Source organism: Pseudomonas graminis (assembly GCF_001705435.1).
GTDB lineage: Bacteria > Pseudomonadota > Gammaproteobacteria > Pseudomonadales > Pseudomonadaceae > Aquipseudomonas > Aquipseudomonas graminis_B.
This window is the reverse complement of sequence record NZ_MDEN01000069.1, coordinates 448,261-467,452: the sequence shown is the minus strand read 5'-3', so window position 1 is coordinate 467,452 and position 19,192 is coordinate 448,261. Positions and strand designations below refer to the sequence as shown.

Genomic DNA, 19,192 nt, shown 5'->3' with positions numbered 1-19,192 from the left:
ATCGGCCACGCAACATGGCCCTGAATGACATACGGCGCTGCCAATGGCAGCGCCGCATCGGTTACTTGATCAGACCGACTCGCGAGAAGTTCGGAAAGTGGCTGAGCTTGGGTTCAGGCCAGCTCATCCAGACCGCGAAGGCCTTGCCGACGATGTTCTTGTCGGGGACCATGCCCAGCTCGTCCTTGGGAATGTTGGGATCATCCCAGTAACGGCTGTCATTCGAATTGTCGCGGTTGTCGCCCATCATGAAGTAGTGCGCGGCCGGAACGGTCCATTCATGATCAGGCGGCGCGCGGTAGCGGCTCATTTCCTGACGGATCTGGTGTTCCACTTCGCCCAGCTTCTCGTTGTAAAGCTCTGCGCTGCCCAGCGTGCCCGGCTCCGAACCGATCAACTGCTTGGCCACCAACTGGCCGTTGATGAACAACTGCTTGTCGTTGGTGTAGCGAATCACATCACCTGGCAAGCCGATCACCCGCTTGATGTAATTGACGTTGGGGTCGCTTGGGTAGCGGAACACCATCACGTCGCCACGCTGCGGGTCTCCGACCGGGATGACCTTGAGGTCGATCACCGGCAGGCGAATGCCGTACGAGAACTTGTTGACCAGGATGAAATCGCCCACGTCCAGCGTCGGCTTCATCGAGCCCGACGGGATCTGGAACGGCTCAACCAGAAACGAGCGCAGGACCAGAACGATGAACAACACCGGAAAGAACGATTTGCCGTATTCGACCAGAAACGGCTCCTTGTTCAACCGCTCCACGACCGCGACATCAGGCTGGCTCACGCTGCCCTGATAGTTCGCTATCGCGTTACGGCGACGCGGCGCCAATATGACCAGATCGAACAGGGCCAGCAAACCGCAGACAAACACGGCGACGACCAGCAACAGCGGGAAATTTAGTGACATAGGGCCTGACTATTCCAACCTGAGCACTGCAAGGAAGGCTTCTTGTGGAATTTCCACGTTGCCGACCTGCTTCATGCGTTTTTTACCGGCCTTCTGCTTCTCGAGCAGCTTGCGCTTACGGCTGACGTCACCACCGTAACATTTGGCCAGTACGTTCTTTCTGAGCGCCTTGACGGTTGTACGCGCGATAATCTGACCGCCAATGGCGGCCTGGATTGCCACGTCGAACATCTGACGAGGAATCAGTTCTTTCATCTTTTCAGTCAACGCGCGGCCTTTGTAGGCGGCGTTGTCACGGTGCACGATCAGCGCCAGAGCGTCGACCTTGTCGCCGTTGATCATCACGTCCAGGCGAACCAGATTGGCCGACTGATAACGATCGAAATGGTAGTCCAGCGACGCATAACCGCGGCTGGTCGACTTCAGTCGGTCGAAGAAATCCAGCACCACTTCGTTCATCGGCAAATCGTAGGTCACTTGGACCTGCGTGCCGAGGAACAGCATGTCGTGCTGAATGCCACGCTTCTCGATACACAGCGTAATGACGTTGCCCAGGTGCTCTTGAGGCACAAGAATGTTCGCCCGCACGATCGGCTCACGCATGTCCTCGATGGTGGACAGGTCTGGCAATTTCGACGGGTTGTCGACGTAAATGGTTTCACCGGTCTTCAGCAGAAGCTCGAAGATGACCGTCGGTGCGGTGGTGATCAGGTCCAGGTCGTACTCGCGCTCAAGGCGCTCCTGGATGATCTCCATGTGCAGCATGCCGAGGAAGCCGCAGCGGAAGCCGAAGCCCAGCGCGTCCGAGCTTTCCGGCAGATACTGCAGGGAAGAGTCATTCAGCGTCAGCTTTTGCAGCGCGTCGCGGAAGTCTTCGAAGTCATCGGAGCTGACCGGGAACAGACCGGCGTAGACCTGCGGCTGGATGCGCTTGAAACCGGGCAGCACCGGAACGTCCGGCGTAGTGCTCAGGGTCAGGGTGTCGCCCACTGGCGCGCCATGAATGTCCTTGATGCCGGCGATAATGAAGCCCACTTCGCCCGCTTTCAGATCAGCGGTGGCGCTGTGCTTGGGGTTGAACACGCCCACGCTATCGACGAGGTGCATCTTGCCGGTCGACTTGACCAGAATCTTGTCGCCCTTCTTGACGCGGCCGTGACGCACACGCACCAGGGAAACAACGCCCAGGTAGTTGTCGAACCACGAATCGATGATCAGCGCTTGCAGCGGATCTTCGATGTTGCCGGTTGGTGCCGGGATGGTGTGAACCAGACGCTCCAGCACTTCGTCGACGCCCAGGCCGGTCTTGGCGCTACAGACCACGGCGTCGGTGGCATCAATGCCGATGATCTTTTCGATTTCTTCCTTGACCCGGTCCGGATCGGCCTGAGGCAGGTCAATCTTGTTCAGGACCGGCATGACTTCCAGGCCCTGTTCGATAGCGGTGTAGCAGTTGGCGACGGATTGGGCTTCTACGCCCTGACCGGCATCGACCACCAGCAACGCGCCCTCACATGCCGCCAGCGAGCGGCTGACTTCGTAGGTGAAGTCAACGTGCCCTGGGGTATCAATGAAGTTGAGCTGGTAGGTGATCCCGTCCTTCGCTTTGTAATAAAGCGTGACGCTGTGGGCTTTGATCGTAATCCCGCGCTCACGCTCCAGGTCCATGGAATCGAGGACCTGAGCTTCCATCTCGCGCTCGGTCAGGCCGCCGCACATCTGGATAAAACGGTCAGCCAGCGTCGACTTGCCATGGTCAATGTGGGCGATGATGGAGAAATTGCGGATATGACTCAAATCACTCACGGATCAACACTCGAAAAAGGTCGCAGGCAGACTGCCCGCCTAAAATAGCCGGGAATTGTACCTGAAGGAACGATCAGGCGTCACGTTCACGCGCAGCGCCTGCTCGCCATGCACCCTGGGGGCACAAAAAAAGGAGCGGTCTGACCGCTCCTTTTTGCTGTTCCCGACGGGCTATTCCGCCAGTTTGAACGTGATGAATGTCGCACGACCCTGACGCAGCACGCGCATGGAGACAGAGCGATTCTTCGGCAAGCCCTTGGCCACTTCAGTGAACTGCTTGGACGAAGTGATCGCCTGGTTGTTCAGGTGAGTGATGACATCACCCGACTGCAGACCGATCAGCGACGCAGGACCGTCCTGGACTTCCTTGATGACGACGCCGCCCTTCAGGTCCAGCGACTTCATCTGTTCAGCGGTCAGATCGACCACGGAAACGCCCAGGCGGTTGCTGCTGCGCTCAACACCGGTGTCAGCCGCGCCCATCTCTTCGCCTTCGGCCGGCAGTGCACCCACAGTCACCGTGAGCTTCTGACGCTTGCCGTCGCGAATCACTTCCAGCTCGGCCTTGCTGCCGTCTTTCAGGTTGCCAATCAGGTGCGGCAAGTCTGCGGACATGACGATAGGCGTGCCATTGGCGCTCAGGATCACGTCGCCGACCTGCAAACCACCTTTGGCGGCCGGTCCGTCTTCAAGCACTTGAGCCACCAGCGCACCGGCCGGCTTGTCCAGACCGAAGGACTCGGCCAGGTCTTTGTTCACTTCCTGAATCACGACACCCAGCCAACCACGATTGACCTTGCCGCTGGCCTTGAGCTGGTTGGCAACGTCCATCGCCACGTCGATCGGGATGGCGAACGACAGTCCCATGAAGCCACCGGAGCGGGTGAAGATCTGCGAGTTGATACCCACCACTTCGCCCGCCATGTTGAACAGCGGACCGCCCGAGTTACCCGGGTTGATCGCCACGTCGGTCTGGATGAACGGCACGTAGGTATCATTCGGCAGACTGCGGCCCTTGGCGCTGACGATGCCTTTGGTCACCGAGTGATCGAAGCCGAACGGCGAGCCGATCGCCAGCACCCATTCCCCGACTTTCAGCTTGTCGGAATTACCCAGCTTGACGGTGGGAAGGTCCTTGCCGTCGATCTTCAGCACCGCGACGTCGGTACGAGGATCGGTGCCGATCAGCTTGGCCTTCATTTCGCTGCGATCTGAAAGACGCACGAGAATCTCATCGGCACCATCGATCACGTGATTGTTGGTCAGGATGAACCCGTCGGCGGAGATGATGAAGCCCGAGCCGAGTGACTGCGCCTCACGCTGACGATCCCCCTTGCCGCCCCCTGGCGCACGGGAGCCTGGCGGCGTGCTGCGCTCAAGGAATTCACGAAGCATCGGTGGCAGGCCTTCCAGATCAGGCATCTGACCCTGGGCAACCGCGCGGTCCGGCAGTTTTTGACGCGTACTGATGTTGACGACTGCAGGGGAAGCCTGCTCCACCAGAGAGGTGAAGTCCGGCAGGGCTTCGGCCTGAGCGGTGAAGACCTGTCCAAGCATCAGCACAGCGGCCATCCAGGCCAGGTAAGGTTTCAAGCGTGGTATCGACATATGGCTCCCGTTTACAACGAGCATGGTTAAGCGGTACGAGCCCGCAGGCTCGCGAAGCATCTGTGTGTCGCGGCTTCCCGTGACACCTGTGTCTGCTCCAGTTTCCTGGACCCTGAAACAACAAAGGCCACAGCTGCGAAGCTGTGACCTATAGAAAAAAATACACCCGATTGCAACCGACAAAGCGCACTAAACATTTCAGCAGTACCAGTGAAGCCCATATTTAAAGGCTTGTGAGCGTGAAACGACCGAATGAAACCTTTTTCATAGTGGCCATCACCGGCGTGCAGAATCAGTTCTTACTCGTGGTCGCAGCATCGTCGCGCATCGACAACGCAATGCGCTCGGCGGTCCCGATGGGGATCTCGCCCACCACGGTCACCATCGCATCACCCTTGGGTGTGGTTACGCGACGGGAGACGGCAACGGTTGGCCCTAACTGAGTTCGGATGTCCGTGACCGCGGCGCCAGTGACGGGCTCGACGAACACCGAAAAACGGGCGAGGCCATCGTCATACATCAGGCTCGTCACCAGACTTTTCGAGTCCGGATCCTTGCGTGCGGCAGCGCTGCTCAGGTCAAAACCGGGAGGCAACCAGTCCGAGCGCCATGCAACATTCTGCTTTGGCGCATCTGCTTTGGACCTGGCCACTTCAACCGGCTTGCAGTCAGCACTTGGCGACAGCATCTGATCAGTCAGCGACTGCGAGGTGTTGAGGTCGGTGAACTGGAAGCGCTCGAGCAATTGGCCCTTGTCACTGAGCAACAACGACTTCAATGGCAGACCGGTTTCACTGTCGAGGTGCAGTTCGATGCCGTAGCGGTGCTGATCACGGGGGGTAAGCGTCACCACATTGGCCACACGTCCGGCAACACGCGAGGTGCCTGCTGACTTGATGTCATACCAGGATGACAACCTGGCAGCATCAAAAGCTCGGGCCGGAGAATCGGGAACGCTGGACACACCCTCTTCGAGGGTACCGCTCACGCACTGGGTGACCCCGTCGACGCGCAGTACTTCCTGAGGAGAGCCATCCAGTTGAAGAAGATGCTCCCGAACCTTGCCGTCGGCGACGCGCTGCCAGATTCGGTGAGTAGAGAAGCTTCCGTTACGCTCGTAAACGAATGTGCCGGTGTAGCTTTGCCGTTGCTCGGCCTGCGCAAGACGTTTCAGCTGGTCTTGCGCGTCATCGGCATGAGCTGGAAGGACCAGCCATCCACCCAGCAGAAGCGGCAGTAGAGGGATGGCGCGCATGATCCTCCTTAGCGGTTTTCCAGGCTTGCAGCACGAGCGTATGGCAGAGCGCCTTCAGCGCCTTTCATGGCAGCTTGCTGAGCATGCTGACGCAGGTAACCTGGCAGACGTTGGTCATGCCAACCGGCCTGGTTCTGCAGCACACCGCTGGCCATCGGACCCGGGGACTGCTCGCCCTCGGTGTAGCCTGCGAGCACCGCCGGGCCTTTGGCCTGCGGCATTGCGACGTTGGCCGGCTGAGATTGCTGAGCCAGTTGCGCCCCGGCAATTTCGTCCTGGTTGTACAAGCGGACACCAGCCAGAACGGCAACAGTCACCGAGGCGGCTACCGCCAGGCGACCCAGCGTACGCCAAGGGCCGCGACCGGCCTTCAACGGGCTGACTTCATCAGCGATTCCGGCAGCAACGGCAGCCGAAATATCCAGATGAGGCAGCAACAGTTCTTTATGCATTGCTGCACGGGCAATCTGATAACGGGACCAGGTGGCTCGTGTGTCTGCATCTTCAATGGCGCTAAGCACCCGACGCAGTTCCAATTCGTCCGCTTCGTTATCCATCACCGCGGACAGCGATTCCTGCAGGGCTTCACGACTCATGGCGGTTCCTCTCTTGTGGCTATCGCCGCTGTCTCAGGTTTCCTGCAACAGAGGTTGCAAGGCTTTGTCGATGGCTTCCCGAGCGCGAAAAATGCGAGAGCGCACGGTACCAACCGGACATTGCATGACACTGGCAATGTCTTCGTAACTCAGACCGTCGAACTCACGCAACGTTAAAGCTGTACGCAAATCTTCTGGCAGTAGCTGGATGGTTCGATGGACGGTGCCTTCGATCTCATCCCGCAGCAATGCCCGTTCTGGCGACTCGATGTCCTTGAGGCCGTGATCGCCATCGTAGAACTCCGCGTCTTCCGATCTGACATCGCTATCCGGCGGACGCCGACCTCGCGACACCAGATAGTTCTTCGCCGTGTTAATGGCGATACGGTACAGCCACGTATAAAACGCACTGTCACCGCGGAAGTTACCAAGTGCGCGATAGGCCTTGATAAATGCCTCTTGCGCAACATCCTGGGCTTCGTGGGTGTCGTGAACAAATCTCACGATCAACCCAAGAATCTTGTGCTGATATTTCACCACTAGCAGATCAAACGCTCGCTTGTCGCCGCGCTGTACGCGTTCAACCAGCTGCTGATCTTCTTCCTGGGTTAGCATGAACACTCCTCATAAAGCTTAAAGGAGCATCGCATCGGCTCTTTCGCAGGCTTGCAAACATAGACTCGGGCTTTAAGCAAAAGTTCTCCCCCCTTCAAGCAAGTTTCCGGCGGGCGTCTGCTGCCCGCACAGAAAACGCCGCTCGAACCAGGTCGGCTGCGTAAATAATCTTGTCGTCAAAAACGTTCGTACTGGCTGGAAACTGCCACTGCGCAACGTCGACGCTGTTCCTTTATGGGCAACCCACTATTGAACGTGCGGGTTCGTGAAAAGTTCCCATCGTTCATTATTGGCCGTAAGACACATGCCCCGTCAGTTGTAGGACTCAATCCATATGAAGCTGTGGGAAAGATCGCATCCATCAAACGGGGTGCGGGAGATTGCGAGGTGGCGCACACTCCGCTCCCACCGTGATTCACCGTTGCCATAAAGCGCGGACATTGTGCCGTTCCACACTTGCTTATACTAGTGGCCATTTAGACGCCGGTACCTGAGATGAGTCAGCATTTCCAGCACGACGTATTGGTAATAGGCTCCGGCGCAGCCGGTTTGAGTCTTGCACTGACACTGCCCGGGCATTTGCGCGTGGCGGTCCTCAGCAAAGGCGATCTGGCGAACGGCTCGACGTTCTGGGCTCAGGGCGGCGTTGCGGCAGTGCTGGATGACGCCGACACCATACAGTCACACGTGGAAGACACCCTCAACGCCGGCGGCGGCCTGTGCCATGAGGACGCAGTCCGGTTTACCGTCGAGCACAGCCGCGAGGCCATTCAATGGCTGATCGACCTTGGCGTGCCCTTTACCCGCGATGACCCCTCGACCGTCGTGGACGGCGGCTTCGAGTTTCACCTCACCCGCGAAGGGGGTCACAGCCATCGCCGGATTATTCATGCCGCCGACGCTACTGGCGCGGCGATCTTCCGCACATTGCTGGCGCAGGCCAGCGCACGCCCCAATATCGAATTGCTGGAACAGCGCGTGGCAGTCGATCTCATCACCGAGTCCCGGCTGGGCCTGCAAGGGCAGCGTTGCCTGGGCGCCTATGTGCTGGATCGTTTGACGGGAGAGGTCGACACCCACAGCGCGCGTTTCACCATTCTGGCGTCCGGCGGCGCGGCGAAAGTCTACCTCTACACCAGCAACCCAGACGGCGCTTGCGGCGACGGCATCGCGATGGCCTGGCGCGCAGGCTGCCGCGTGGGCAATCTGGAGTTCAACCAGTTCCACCCCACCTGCCTGTACCACCCCCAGGCCAAGAGCTTTCTGATTACCGAAGCCCTGCGCGGCGAAGGCGCTTACCTGAAGCTGCCCGATGGCGAACGCTTCATGCAGCGTTTTGACCCAAGGGCCGAATTGGCTCCCCGCGACATCGTTGCCCGGGCGATTGACCACGAGATGAAACGCCTGGGCGCCGACTGCGTGTTTCTGGACATCAGTCACCAGTCCGAAGACTTCATCAAGAGCCACTTCCCGACCGTGTACGAGCGTTGCCTCACGTTCGGTATCGACATCACCCGTCAACCGATTCCGGTGGTGCCGGCGGCGCACTACACCTGTGGCGGCGTTATGGTTGACCAACAGGGCCGCACCGATGTGCCTGGACTGTATGCGATCGGCGAGACCAGCTTCACCGGCCTGCACGGCGCCAACCGCATGGCCAGCAACTCGCTGCTGGAGTGCTTCGTGTACGCCCGCTCGGCTGCGGCAGACATCGTGACTCAGCTTGAGCACGTCCCCCAGCCGCAAAACCTGCCGGCATGGGATTCGAGCCAGGTGACCGATTCCGACGAAGACGTGATCATCGCCCACAACTGGGATGAGCTGCGTCGGTTCATGTGGGACTACGTGGGCATCGTGCGCACCAACAAGCGTCTGCAGCGCGCCCAGCATCGGGTGCGGCTGTTGCTGGACGAAATCGCCGAGTTCTACAGCAACTACAAGGTCAGTCGCGATCTGATCGAGCTGCGCAACCTGGCCCAAGTGGCAGAGCTGATGATTGCTTCAGCGATGGCGCGCAAAGAAAGCCGCGGTCTGCACTACACGCTGGATTACCCCGACATGCTGCCCGAAGCGCTGGACACTATTCTGGTGCCGCCCACCTTCGCCGGCTGAACTTCAGGCGCAAACGCAGGCGTCGGTGACTGTCCGGGGCCATGGCGTCTGCCGGGATGCACAGGCTTCGCACCCACATGCGGCTCAGCCAATGGCCCGTCATCCGCCTGAAACGCAGCACAACCAGGTGCGGCAGCGCCAGGCTGTCGGGGCGCAGCTGCACCGGTTGCCAGCCGCCCTCCTCGCTCCACAACGCCCAGCCGCTGCCGTCTCGGCGCAGCCCCGTAGATGACTGAGGCCGGTCCAGCAGAATGAACGTCCGGAGACTGCGTGCTGCGTGCAAAGCGCACAGCAAGACGCCGATGGCTTTTGCCCACAAGGGAATTGAAAGGAAAACGGTCGACGCCAGCGCAAGGATTTGCGTGACGAGGTACGCCGTCAGCAGCGCCCGGGAAGGCTGCCAACGGCACTCGAAGCGATCACTTCGGCTGGACACGGTCCAGGATCATCCGAACCATGCGTTGCAGCTCCGGATCTTCGGATTCCGCGCGCTGCATGAACCAGCCGAACATGTCCTGATCTTCACAGGTCAGCAGGCGCACGTAGAGGTCGCGATCGACCTGGTTGAGCGTCGGGTAAACTTCTTTGACGAACGGCACCAGCAATACGTCCAGCTCGAGCATGCCGCGACGGCTGTGCCAAAAGAGGCGATTGAGTTCAACATCTTCGACCATGGAGGGCTCCTCGAATTTGCCGGCGAGTATACAGGCGCATCGTCCCGGGGCGTACTTGCAGTTAGTCGCAGCTTTTTGCGTATACCCATTAACGACACGCGGCACTATGATGGTGCCCCAGACTTCTACCCTGCGATGACTCATGGCCGTTCCAGCATTTTTCTGCCCCCTGTCCCATGAAGGTGTGCTCGCCGTTCGCGGCGTGGATGCCGGCAAATTCCTGCAAGGCCAACTGACTTGCAACATCGACTACCTGAGCGAAGGCAAAGCCACCCTCGGTGCGCGCTGCACGCAAAAAGGCCGCATGCAGTCGAGCTTCCGCATCCTGCTCGAAGGTGATGGCGTGCTGCTGGCGATGTCCAGCGAGCTGATCGAAGCGCAATTGCTGGACCTGAAGAAATACGCGGTTTTCTCCAAATCCAAACTGACCGACGAAAGCGTGTCCTGGGTGCGATTCGGCTTGCAGGATGGCGACGGGGCACTGGTCAGCCTTGGCCTCGACCTTGCGCAGGAGACCGACTCGGTGGTCCGCGCCAATGACCTCATCGCCATTCGCGTCTCCCCTGCCCGCGCCGAATTGTGGGTACGTGCCGAGCAGGCCGAGGACGTGCGCAGCCGGCTGATCTCCCACGTGCCGCAAGCGCCGCTCAACGACTGGTTGCTGGGGCAGATTCGCGCCGGCATCGGCCAGGTGGTCGGGCAGACTCGCGAAGAATTCATTCCGCAGATGATCAACCTGCAAGCCGTGGGCGGTGTGAGTTTCAAGAAAGGTTGCTACACCGGCCAGGAAATCGTGGCGCGCATGCAGTACCTCGGCAAGCTGAAACGCCGGCTGTACCGCCTGACCATGGGCAGCACAGAACTGCCTGAACCGGGCGCTGCACTGTTTTCGCCGGTTCATTCAAGCGCAGTAGGCAACGTTGTGATCGCGGCCCGGTCTGATGTCGGGATCGAGGTGCTGGCGGTCTTGCAGGCGGATGCGGCGGAAGATGGCCGGATCCATCTGGGTGCGGCAGATGGCGAGGCCCTGCAAATGAGCGAATTGCCATACACCCTCGACGCGAAGCTCGAAACACAGCGTTGAACCCGGTTGAGGCATGTGCAAGACGTCGGTGTAGTTGCCAGCGCCGTCCCCTCGTGTGGACGGCCGTTGGCCGGAATGCAATGTCCAGAGATCCAATATGAGTAGCATGGCTGACGAAGTGCAGAGGGATCTGATCAAGGCGATCGACAAGGATGCTCTGTTTCTGCCAACTCTCCCCGAAGTTGCACTGAAAATCCGCCTCGCGGCGGAAGACTCGGAAATCTCCATTGCTGCACTGAGCAAGGTCATCGGCAGCGACACCGCGCTTTCCGCACGGCTGATCAAAGTCGTCAACAGCCCCCTGCTGCGGCCCAATTTCGAAGTCAGCGACGTGCTGACGGCGGTCCGACGGCTGGGCGTTAACTACAGCTGTAACCTGGCCATCGGGCTGGTGGTGGAGCAGATGTTTCACGCAAAATCCGACGTCATCGAAACCAAGATGCGCGACATCTGGAAACTCAGCATGCAGGTGGCCGGGGTGTGTAATGTCCTCAGTTACCGCAGTGCGCGCCTCAAGGCTGACAAGGCCACGCTGGCCGGGCTCATCCACCTGATTGGTGTGTTGCCGATCCTGACGTACGCCGAGGACAACTACGAGTTGCTCGCCGACCCGATCAGCCTCAATCATGTTATCGAACGCATCCATCCAATCATCGGCGAGCGGCTGCTGCGCTCATGGGATTTCCCGGACGGCCTGGCGATCGTGCCCCGGGAATTCCAGAATTTCAGCCGTGTCTCGGGTCAGGCTGACTACGTGGATCTGGTCCAGGTCGCGACGATTCACATTCACGAAATGAACGGCACGCCGTACTCGAATCTGCAGTTTCAGGCCGTGCCGGCCGTGGCGCGGTTGGGCCTGAACATGGCCGATGGCGGGCTGATCAATGAGATGAACCAGGCAATGACGCTGTTGTACTGATCCTGTTGACCTAACCGGTCAAACCAGTCCCACCAGCCCCGACTCCGGCACCATAAAGCTCACCCTCACTTTCAAGCCCCGCTGTGCGCCGTCATGCAAGGTGATACGCGCCAGGTGTGCCCTGCAGATCTCCCCCACGATCGCCAACCCCAGACCGGAACCCTTGCTCTGCTGATTACGCCGGTAGAAGCGCTCGAACACTCGCTCGCGCTCGTGGGCGGGGATGCCGGGGCCGTCGTCCTCGACTTCAAGCACACACGGCGCATGAACACGCAAAATCACGTTGCCGCCCGCCGGGGTATGAGCCAGGGCGTTATCCACCAGGTTGCTCAGCAGTTCGTTGAGCAACGTGGGTTCGCCGCGCATCCACACCGGCTCGTCGGCTTCCAGCGCCAATGCCACACCCCGGGCATGGGCCAGCGGCGCCATCGCCATGCCCAGCTCCCGGGCCAGTTGACTGAGGTCGAGCAATTGTGCGCCGCCCTCCGCAATGGCCCGCGCGCCATTTTCGATGCGTGCCAGCGACAGCAACTGGTTGGCCAGGTGGGTCAGTTTGTCGGTGCCGGAGGCGGCGCTCTCCAGCGTGTTACGCCACGCCGCAGGCTCCTGATCACGCAGCCCCAGCTCCAGCCGCGCCTTTAATGCAGCCAGCGGCGTGCGTAATTCATGGGCGGCGTCGGCGATGAATTGCGCCTGACGCTCGAACTGCATGCGCAGCCGTTCGGTGAAATGATTGAGCGAGCTGACCAGCGGACGCAGCTCGTGCTGCACTTCGACCAGCGGCAACGAGCGCAAATCGTCAGGCTGGCGTTCTTCCACCGCCGTGCGCAAGCGGTCCAGGGGTCGCAACGCGGCGCTGACCGTGAACCAGACCAGCAGCAGAGCGCCGCTGCCGAGCATGCCCAGACGCAGCAGGGTATCGGCCATCAGGGCCTGGGCCATGTCGACCCGCGCCTCTTCGGTTTCCGCCACGCGAATCTCGGCCATGCCGTTCATGTTCGGCTCGCTCACGGCCTTGAGCAGGCTCACCACTCGCACATCCTGCCCCTGATAACGCGCGCTGTAGAACTTGGCGAGCGCCGGATAGGCGTCGGTGCGCGGCGTGCCTTGGGGCGGCGCGGGAATGTTTTCGTAGCCCGAAATGAGCTTCTGATTGATGTCGTTGACCTGGTAGTAGATGCGCCCCGCGCTGTCGTAGGCGAAGGTGTCCAGGGCCACATACGGTACGTCGGCGCTGAGGGTGCCGTCGCGTTCCGACAACCCGGCAGCGATGGTCCGCGCCGAAGCCAGCAAGGTGCGATCGTAAGCAGTGTCTGCCGCTTCGCGTCCGTTCCAGTAGGCGCTCATGCCGCTGGCGATCATCAGCACCACCAGCAGCAGACCGAGGTTCCACAGCAAGCGCCAGCGCAGGCTGTTTTCCGCTGAAGGGAACGGATTAAGCATCCCGGCTTTCCAGCAGATAACCCAGACCCCGAAACGTGACGATCGCAATCGGGTGCCCGTCGAGCTTCTTGCGCAGACGGTGCACGTAGATTTCGATGGCGTCGGCGCTGGCCTCTTCGTCCAGGCCGAATACCTGGGCCGCCAGTTGCTCCTTGCTCATCACCCGACCGGGCCGGGCGATGAGCGATTCAAGCACCGATTGCTCGCGGGAGGTCAGCGTGAGGAGTTCTTCGCCCAAGGTGAAGCGGCGGGTGTCGAGGTCGTAGACCAGCTCCCCGCAGCGTTGCTGGCGTTCGCCACCCAGTACGCTACGGCGCAACAACGCCTTGACCCGCGCTTCCAGCTCGGACAGCTCGAAGGGTTTGGCCAGGTAGTCGTCGGCGCCGAGGTTGAGGCCGTGGACCCTGTCCTTGACGTCGCTGCGGGCCGTCAGCATCAGCACGGGCGTGTTCTTGCCCCGCGCCCGCAGACGCGCCAGCACTTCGAAGCCGTCCATGCGCGGCAGGCCGACGTCGAGCACCACCGCGGCATATTCTTCGCTACTCAGGGCCAGATCAGCTGCGACGCCGTCGTGCAGAACGTCAACGGTCATGCCGCTGCTCTTGAGGGCCAGCGCGACACTTTCAGCCAGTTGCAGATGATCTTCGACGAGCAGGACACGCATCGACTTCTCCAGAGTGGGCATTTTATGGGCCGAGTTTACAGGGGCGCCGTCGTCTGTGAAGGTCCGGCGCGCGGGAACAGCCACCTCCTGCGCTTGAGGCGGATCAGTTGAAAGCTTCCTGAAAGGTAGTTGAAAGGTTCACGAAAGCTTCGCTGATTAGGATCCCGTTACGACTTGTCACGATTGCGTCCCGCGCGACGCTGCTGATGCCAGGGCCGTGACGAAAAACGCCTTGATGCGTTTTCAACAATAAAAACAATATCGGAGTCATCAGTGATGCCCTCACTGCCATCATCGGCCCTCGTGCCGTCAGAATCCCGTTGTGTTTACTGTTCACCTCGCAGCCCTGTTGCGCGGTGTTTCGTCACGTCCGCATTGCGTCGGCCCACTCCTTCTCAAGGTTGTGGGACGACTGCCTGACAAACGTACGACCGCCTGCCCCCATTAAAACAACAACTCCTCTGGAGACGGACCATGAACCTATCGTTGCGCCAAATCAGCGTTGCCGCCAGCTGCATGCTGATGGCCACCCAATTGTGGGCCGCCGAGCCCAATCGTCCTGAATGCATTGCGCCGGCTTCCCCCGGCGGTGGCTTCGACCTGACGTGCAAACTGGCGCAGAGCGCGCTGATCAACGAGAAAATCCTCTCCAAACCGATGCGCGTCACCTACATGCCAGGCGGCGTTGGCGCCGTGGCGTACAACGCGGTGGTCGCCCAGCGCCCTGCCGACGCCGGCACGCTGGTGGCCTGGTCCAGCGGCTCGCTGCTGAACCTGGCGCAGGGCAAATTCGGCCGTTACGATGAAAACGCCGTGCGCTGGCTGGCCGCCGTCGGCACCAGCTACGGCGCGATCGCAGTCAAGGCTGATTCGCCTTACAAGAACCTCGACGATCTGGTTAAAGCGCTGAAAGCCGACCCGGGCAAAGTCGTCATCGGCTCAGGCGGCACCGTGGGCAGCCAGGACTGGATGCAGACCGCACTCATCGCCAAGGCGGCCGGCATCAACCCGCGGGAGCTGCGTTATGTCGCCCTAGAAGGCGGCGGTGAAATCGCCACTGCCCTGCTCGGCGGCCACATCCAAGTGGGCTCCACCGACATTTCCGACTCCATGCCGCACATCCTCAGCGGCGACATGCGCCTGCTGGCAGTGTTCTCTGAAGAGCGTCTGGACGAGCCGGAAATGAAGAACATTCCGACCGCCAAGGAACAGGGCTACGACATCGTCTGGCCGGTGGTGCGCGGCTTCTATCTGGGGCCAAAGGTGTCGGACGAGGAATACAACTGGTGGAAAGCGGCGTTCGACAAGCTGCTGGCCTCGGAAGACTTCGCCAAGCTGCGCGATCAGCGTGAGCTGTTCCCGTTCGCCATGACCGGTGAAGAGCTGGACAAGTACGTGAAAACCCGCGTCGCCGAGTACAAAACGCTGGCCAAGGAATTCGGCCTGATTCAGTGACTGAACCCATCGAAGCGTACTCGATTGACTGAGGATTGCGCCGCCTGCGCGGTGGCGTGATCCGGGAGCTTTCCATGGTTATACAACGCATTTTCGCCGTCGTGCTGCTGCTGGTCTGTATCGGCCTCGCCATGATGGCATGGCCTTATCAGGCGCCGTTTTCCTACGAACCTGTCGGCCCCCGCGCCTTCCCGCTGCTGATGCTGGCGCTGATGGCTATTTCGCTGCTGTACATGGCGATCCGTCCGACACCGATCGTGCACTCCGAGGAAGAACCGGCGCTGGACCGTCCGACGCTGATCAAAATCGGCATCTGCACCCTGCTGTTGCTGGTATTCGCCGGGTTGTTCGAGCCGCTGGGCTTCGTGCTGAGCAGCATTCTGATCGGCATCCCCATGGCGCGCCTGTACGGTGGCCGCTGGCTGCCAAGCGTCGTGATCATCACCTTCATGAGCATCGCGTTATACGTGCTGTTCGACAAAGTGATGGATGTGCCCCTGCCCCTCGGCCTGCTCGACGTTCTGGAGAACTGATATGGACACTCTCGGCTATCTCGGCCAGGGCTTCGGCGTCGCGCTGACCCCTTACAACCTGATTACCGCCCTTTCCGGCACGCTGATCGGCACCGTCGTCGGCCTGCTGCCCGGCCTGGGTCCGATCAATGGCGTGGCGCTGTTGATCCCCATCGCCTTCGCGTTGGGCCTGCCGCCGGAATCGGCGTTAATCCTGCTGGCAGCGGTGTACCTGGGCTGCGAATACGGCGGCCGCATCAGCTCCATTCTGCTGAACATTCCGGGCGAAGCATCGACCGTGATGACCGCGCTGGACGGCTACCCGATGGCACGTCAGGGCATGGCCGGCGTGGCGTTGTCGCTGTCGGCATGGAGTTCGTTCATCGGCGCGTTCATCGCCACCTGCGGCATGGTCATGTTCGCGCCGCTGCTGGCGAAATGGGCAATTGCCTTCGGGCCGGCGGAGTACTTCGTGCTGATGGTGTTCGCCATCGTCTGCCTGGGCGGCATGGCCGGCGATCGACCGTTGAAGACCTTTGTCGCGGCGTTGATCGGGCTGTTTCTGTCGAGCATCGGTATCGACGCCAACAGCGGCGTGTACCGCTTCACCGGTGACAACATCCATCTGGCGGACGGCATTCAATTCGTCGTGCTGGTGCTGGGCCTGTTCTCGATCAGCGAAATCCTGTTGTTGCTGGAGAAAACCCATCGCGGCCAGGAAGCGGTGAAAGCCACCGGGCGCATGATGTTCAACTTCAAGGAAGCCAGTTCGGTGTTCTGGGTGAACATCCGTTGCGGTCTGATGGGCTTCATCATGGGCGTGCTGCCGGGTGCCGGGGCAACGCTGGCCAGCGCCGTGACCTACATGTCCGAGAAACGTATCGCCGGCGCGAGCGGTAAATTCGGACAGGGCGACATGCGCGGTCTGGCGGCGCCGGAAACCGCCATTGGCGCAACGGCCTGCGGCGCGCTGGTACCGATGCTGACCCTGGGCGTGCCGGGTTCGGGCACCACGGCGGTGATGATCGGCGCCCTGTCGCTGTACAACATCACGCCGGGGCCACTGCTGTTTCAACAGCAACCGGACATCGTCTGGGGCCTGATCGCGTCGTTGTTCGTCGCCAACATCATGCTGGTGATCCTCAACATCCCGATGATCCGCATCTTCACCCGCATCCTGTCGGTGCCGAACTGGGCACTGGTGCCAGTGATCGCGATCATCACCGGGATCGGCGTCTACGCGGTGCATGCCACCACCTTCGACTTGTTCCTGATGGTCGGCATCGGCATCTTCGGCTACATCCTGCGCAAGCTGGATTTCCCGCTGTCGCCGATTCTGCTGGGGTTCATCCTCGGCGGGCTGATGGAGCAAAACCTGCGTCGCGCGCTGTCGATTTCCAACGGCGGCCTGGAGATTCTGTGGTCGAGCCCGATCACCCTGGGCATGTGGGTAGTGACGGCGTTCATGCTGGTGTTCCCGCTGATCCGCATCTGGCGCAAGCGCTCCAGGCAGCGTCGCGCGCTGGCCGATGTCTGACCGGCCATTCAGCACGTGGTGGGGCACACCGCTGGTCGGCCTGCTGGGGGGATTTCTCGCCAGTCAGGTCGGCTGGCCACTGCCCTGGATGGCCGGCTCGTTACTGGCGATCATTCTGGTCCGATGCCTCACGCCCTGGCAGCTGGCTGAAATTCCCGGCGGCCGCAAATGCGGCCAATGGGTGGTCGGGATCGGCATCGGCCTGCACTTCACCCCCGTGGTCATCGAACAAGTCCTCTCCCATTTCGGCCTGATTTTCATCGGCGCGCTGGTCACCAGCGTCTCCAGCGTGGTCGGCGTGTGGCTGATGTTGCGCACCGGCGAGGACCGCGCGACGGCGTTCTTTTCCAGCATGCCCGGCGGCTCGGGCGAAATGGTCAACCTTGGCGCACGCAACGGCGCGATTCTCAGCAACGTCGCCGCCGGGCAAAGCCTGCGAGTGCTGGCGGTGGTGCTGTGCGTGCCGGCGATCTTCAAATATCTGATGGGCGACGGCGGCGCGCCGTCCCACGCGACGGTGGTGGACTGGCGGTGGCTGATGCTGCTGTTTCCGCTGGGCGCGCTGGTGGCCTGGGGCTGGCAGCGGTTGAAACAGCCCAATCCGTGGCTGTTCGGGCCTTTACTGATCAGTGCGGTGATCAGCGTCAGTTTCGATCTGCACATCGGCCTGCCTCAGGGCGGCAGTCAGTTGGGGCAATGGCTGATCGGCAGCGGCCTGGGTTGCCACTTCAACCGCGCGCTCTTCCGTCGCGCGCCGTCATTCATCGGCCGCACGTTGCTGGGGACGGCGCTGACGATGAGCATCGCGGCGTTGTGCGCACTGGGGCTGAGCGCGTTGACCCATCTGGACTTGCGCTCGTTGACGCTGGGGATGATGCCCGGCGGGATTGCCGAAATGAGCCTAACGGCGGAGGTGCTGCAACTGTCGGTTCCGCTGGTGACGGCGATGCAGGTGATGCGGTTGTTGTTCGTGTTGTTTCTGGCCGAGCCGTTGTTTCGGTATTGGGATCGCAAGGCCTGCGCAGGCAAAAAATTGTAGGAGCGTGGCTTGTCCCGCGATCTGGCGCGCAGCGGCAGCACACCAGCCATCGATTTCTTTCCTGATCCACCCCATGCACCCATTCCACGACCGGTTCCCGGCCGATCGCGGGACAAGCCACGCTCCTACATCGGGATCTGCGGCCGGCGCAGATGTTGGGCGCGCTCCTAGAAAATTCGCGGCGGACGAAGCATTTGCGTCAGACGCTGGCTGGCAATCGCCACTCGATCGGCGCCAGGCCGTTCTGCTCCAGAAACTTGTTTGTCAGACCAAAATGGCCGCAGCCCAGAAACCCTTTGTACGCTGACAGTGGCGATGGGTGCACGGCGGTCAGGATCAGGTGTTTGGATGCATCGATCAGTTTTTTCTTGCTCTGCGCATGGGCGCCCCACAGCAGGAACACCAGGTGCGGCTGCTGGGCGCTGACGGTTTCGATGATCTTGTCGGTGAAATGCTGCCAGCCCTTGCCGGCATGGGAGGCGGCGTTGGCGCGTTCGACGGTGAGCGTGGTGTTGAGCATCAGCACGCCCTGCTCGGCCCACGACTGCAGATAACCGTGGTTGGGGATGTCGATGTTCAAGTCGCGCTTGAGCTCTTTGTAGATGTTGACCAGCGAAGGCGGCGCCGGCACGCCCGGCTGCACCGAGAAGCACAGGCCGTGGGCCTGATTGGGGCCGTGATACGGGTCCTGACCGAGGATGACCACCTTCACGTTATCCAGCGGCGTCGAGTTCAGCGCATTGAAGATCAACGGTCCCGGCGGATAGATTTCCTTGCCCGCCGCATGCTCCTGACGCAGAAATTCGCGCAGCTCGCCCATGTAAGGCTTCTCGAATTCGTCGCGCAGGGCCTGCTTCCAGCTGGCCTCCAGTTTGATGCGGTCGTCGTTTGTCATGGTGTAATCCGGCAGAAACAATGCGCAACTTTAGGGACTGTGGCTGATTATTTCCAGCGCAG

18 protein-coding genes are annotated in these 19,192 nt (G+C 60.8%); 7 read left to right on the top strand and 11 right to left on the bottom strand.

The window, feature by feature from the left end:
• Window positions 1-61: 61 nt before the first annotated feature.
• From lepB to rpoE, 6 genes are all read right to left on the bottom strand, one after another.
• The gene (gene lepB / locus BBI10_RS24265; RefSeq protein ID WP_065992450.1) at window positions 62-916 is read right to left on the bottom strand and encodes a signal peptidase I; all 855 of its coding nucleotides are present in this window, start codon (window positions 914-916) and stop codon (window positions 62-64) included.
• 9 nt (window positions 917-925) lie between these two features.
• On the bottom strand, window positions 926-2,722 hold the full coding sequence (gene lepA, locus BBI10_RS24260) for a translation elongation factor 4 (protein ID WP_065992448.1): 1,797 nt from the start codon (window positions 2,720-2,722) through the stop codon (window positions 926-928).
• Window positions 2,723-2,893: 171 nt separating this feature from the next.
• Window positions 2,894-4,330: a DegQ family serine endoprotease gene (locus BBI10_RS24255; protein ID WP_065992446.1), complete on the bottom strand. Its 1,437-nt coding sequence runs from the start codon at window positions 4,328-4,330 to the stop codon at window positions 2,894-2,896.
• A 292-nt stretch (window positions 4,331-4,622) separates the two neighbouring features.
• On the bottom strand, window positions 4,623-5,585 hold the full coding sequence (locus tag BBI10_RS24250; protein ID WP_065992444.1) for a MucB/RseB C-terminal domain-containing protein: 963 nt from the start codon (window positions 5,583-5,585) through the stop codon (window positions 4,623-4,625).
• Window positions 5,586-5,593: 8 nt separating this feature from the next.
• Window positions 5,594-6,181 (bottom strand): sigma-E factor negative regulatory protein, encoded by a 588-nt coding sequence (locus BBI10_RS24245; protein WP_065992442.1) that lies wholly within the window; start codon window positions 6,179-6,181, stop codon window positions 5,594-5,596.
• 33 nt (window positions 6,182-6,214) lie between these two features.
• A complete protein-coding gene (gene rpoE / locus BBI10_RS24240; RefSeq protein ID WP_037014368.1) occupies window positions 6,215-6,796 on the bottom strand; it encodes an RNA polymerase sigma factor RpoE in 582 nt (193 codons plus the stop codon).
• A gap of 495 nt (window positions 6,797-7,291) precedes the next feature.
• Between rpoE and nadB the strand changes: the two genes are divergently transcribed.
• The gene (gene nadB, locus BBI10_RS24235; protein ID WP_065992440.1) at window positions 7,292-8,908 is read left to right on the top strand and encodes an L-aspartate oxidase; all 1,617 of its coding nucleotides are present in this window, start codon (window positions 7,292-7,294) and stop codon (window positions 8,906-8,908) included.
• On the opposite strand, the gene BBI10_RS24230 is transcribed toward nadB, so the two are convergent.
• Both BBI10_RS24230 and BBI10_RS24225 read right to left on the bottom strand, forming a co-directional pair.
• On the bottom strand, window positions 8,877-9,344 hold the full coding sequence (locus BBI10_RS24230) for a protein YgfX (protein ID WP_065992438.1): 468 nt from the start codon (window positions 9,342-9,344) through the stop codon (window positions 8,877-8,879). The genes nadB and BBI10_RS24230 overlap by 32 nt on opposite strands.
• A complete protein-coding gene (locus BBI10_RS24225) occupies window positions 9,328-9,582 on the bottom strand; it encodes a succinate dehydrogenase assembly factor 2 (protein WP_065992433.1) in 255 nt (84 codons plus the stop codon). Before BBI10_RS24225 ends, BBI10_RS24230 begins: the two co-directional genes overlap by 17 nt.
• 142 nt (window positions 9,583-9,724) lie before the next feature.
• On the opposite strand from BBI10_RS24225, the gene BBI10_RS24220 reads away from it, so the two are divergent.
• Together BBI10_RS24220 and BBI10_RS24215 are read left to right on the top strand one after the other, a co-directional pair.
• Entirely contained in the window at window positions 9,725-10,666 is a 942-nt protein-coding gene (locus tag BBI10_RS24220) for a YgfZ/GcvT domain-containing protein (protein ID WP_065992432.1), read from the top strand.
• Window positions 10,667-10,763: 97 nt separating this feature from the next.
• A complete protein-coding gene (locus tag BBI10_RS24215) occupies window positions 10,764-11,585 on the top strand; it encodes an HDOD domain-containing protein (RefSeq protein ID WP_065992430.1) in 822 nt (273 codons plus the stop codon).
• An 18-nt stretch (window positions 11,586-11,603) separates the two neighbouring features.
• Here the strand turns inward: BBI10_RS24215 and BBI10_RS24210 are convergent, their stop codons facing one another.
• The gene (locus BBI10_RS24210) at window positions 11,604-13,028 is read right to left on the bottom strand and encodes a sensor histidine kinase (protein WP_065992428.1); all 1,425 of its coding nucleotides are present in this window, start codon (window positions 13,026-13,028) and stop codon (window positions 11,604-11,606) included.
• Window positions 13,021-13,692 (bottom strand): response regulator, encoded by a 672-nt coding sequence (locus tag BBI10_RS24205; protein WP_065992426.1) that lies wholly within the window; start codon window positions 13,690-13,692, stop codon window positions 13,021-13,023. The genes BBI10_RS24210 and BBI10_RS24205 overlap by 8 nt, the downstream gene beginning before the upstream one ends.
• A gap of 474 nt (window positions 13,693-14,166) precedes the next feature.
• Between BBI10_RS24205 and BBI10_RS24195 the strand changes: the two genes are divergently transcribed.
• From BBI10_RS24195 to BBI10_RS24180, 4 genes are all read left to right on the top strand, one after another.
• Window positions 14,167-15,147 carry a Bug family tripartite tricarboxylate transporter substrate binding protein gene (locus tag BBI10_RS24195; protein WP_065992422.1) on the top strand — a complete coding sequence of 327 codons (981 nt, stop codon included), beginning with the start codon at window positions 14,167-14,169 and terminating at the stop codon, window positions 15,145-15,147.
• 74 nt (window positions 15,148-15,221) lie between these two features.
• A complete protein-coding gene (locus tag BBI10_RS24190) occupies window positions 15,222-15,680 on the top strand; it encodes a tripartite tricarboxylate transporter TctB family protein (RefSeq protein WP_065992420.1) in 459 nt (152 codons plus the stop codon).
• 1 nt (window position 15,681) lies between these two features.
• Complete coding sequence (locus BBI10_RS24185; protein ID WP_065992418.1) at window positions 15,682-17,196, top strand: tripartite tricarboxylate transporter permease; 1,515 nt, start codon at window positions 15,682-15,684, stop codon at window positions 17,194-17,196.
• Entirely contained in the window at window positions 17,189-18,235 is a 1,047-nt protein-coding gene (locus BBI10_RS24180; protein ID WP_065992416.1) for an AbrB family transcriptional regulator, read from the top strand. Before BBI10_RS24185 ends, BBI10_RS24180 begins: the two co-directional genes overlap by 8 nt.
• Window positions 18,236-18,434: 199 nt before the next feature.
• Here BBI10_RS24180 and ung read toward each other — a convergent pair whose 3' ends face one another.
• The gene (gene ung / locus BBI10_RS24175) at window positions 18,435-19,130 is read right to left on the bottom strand and encodes a uracil-DNA glycosylase (protein ID WP_065993194.1); all 696 of its coding nucleotides are present in this window, start codon (window positions 19,128-19,130) and stop codon (window positions 18,435-18,437) included.
• Between the last annotated feature and the right edge of the window lie 62 nt (window positions 19,131-19,192).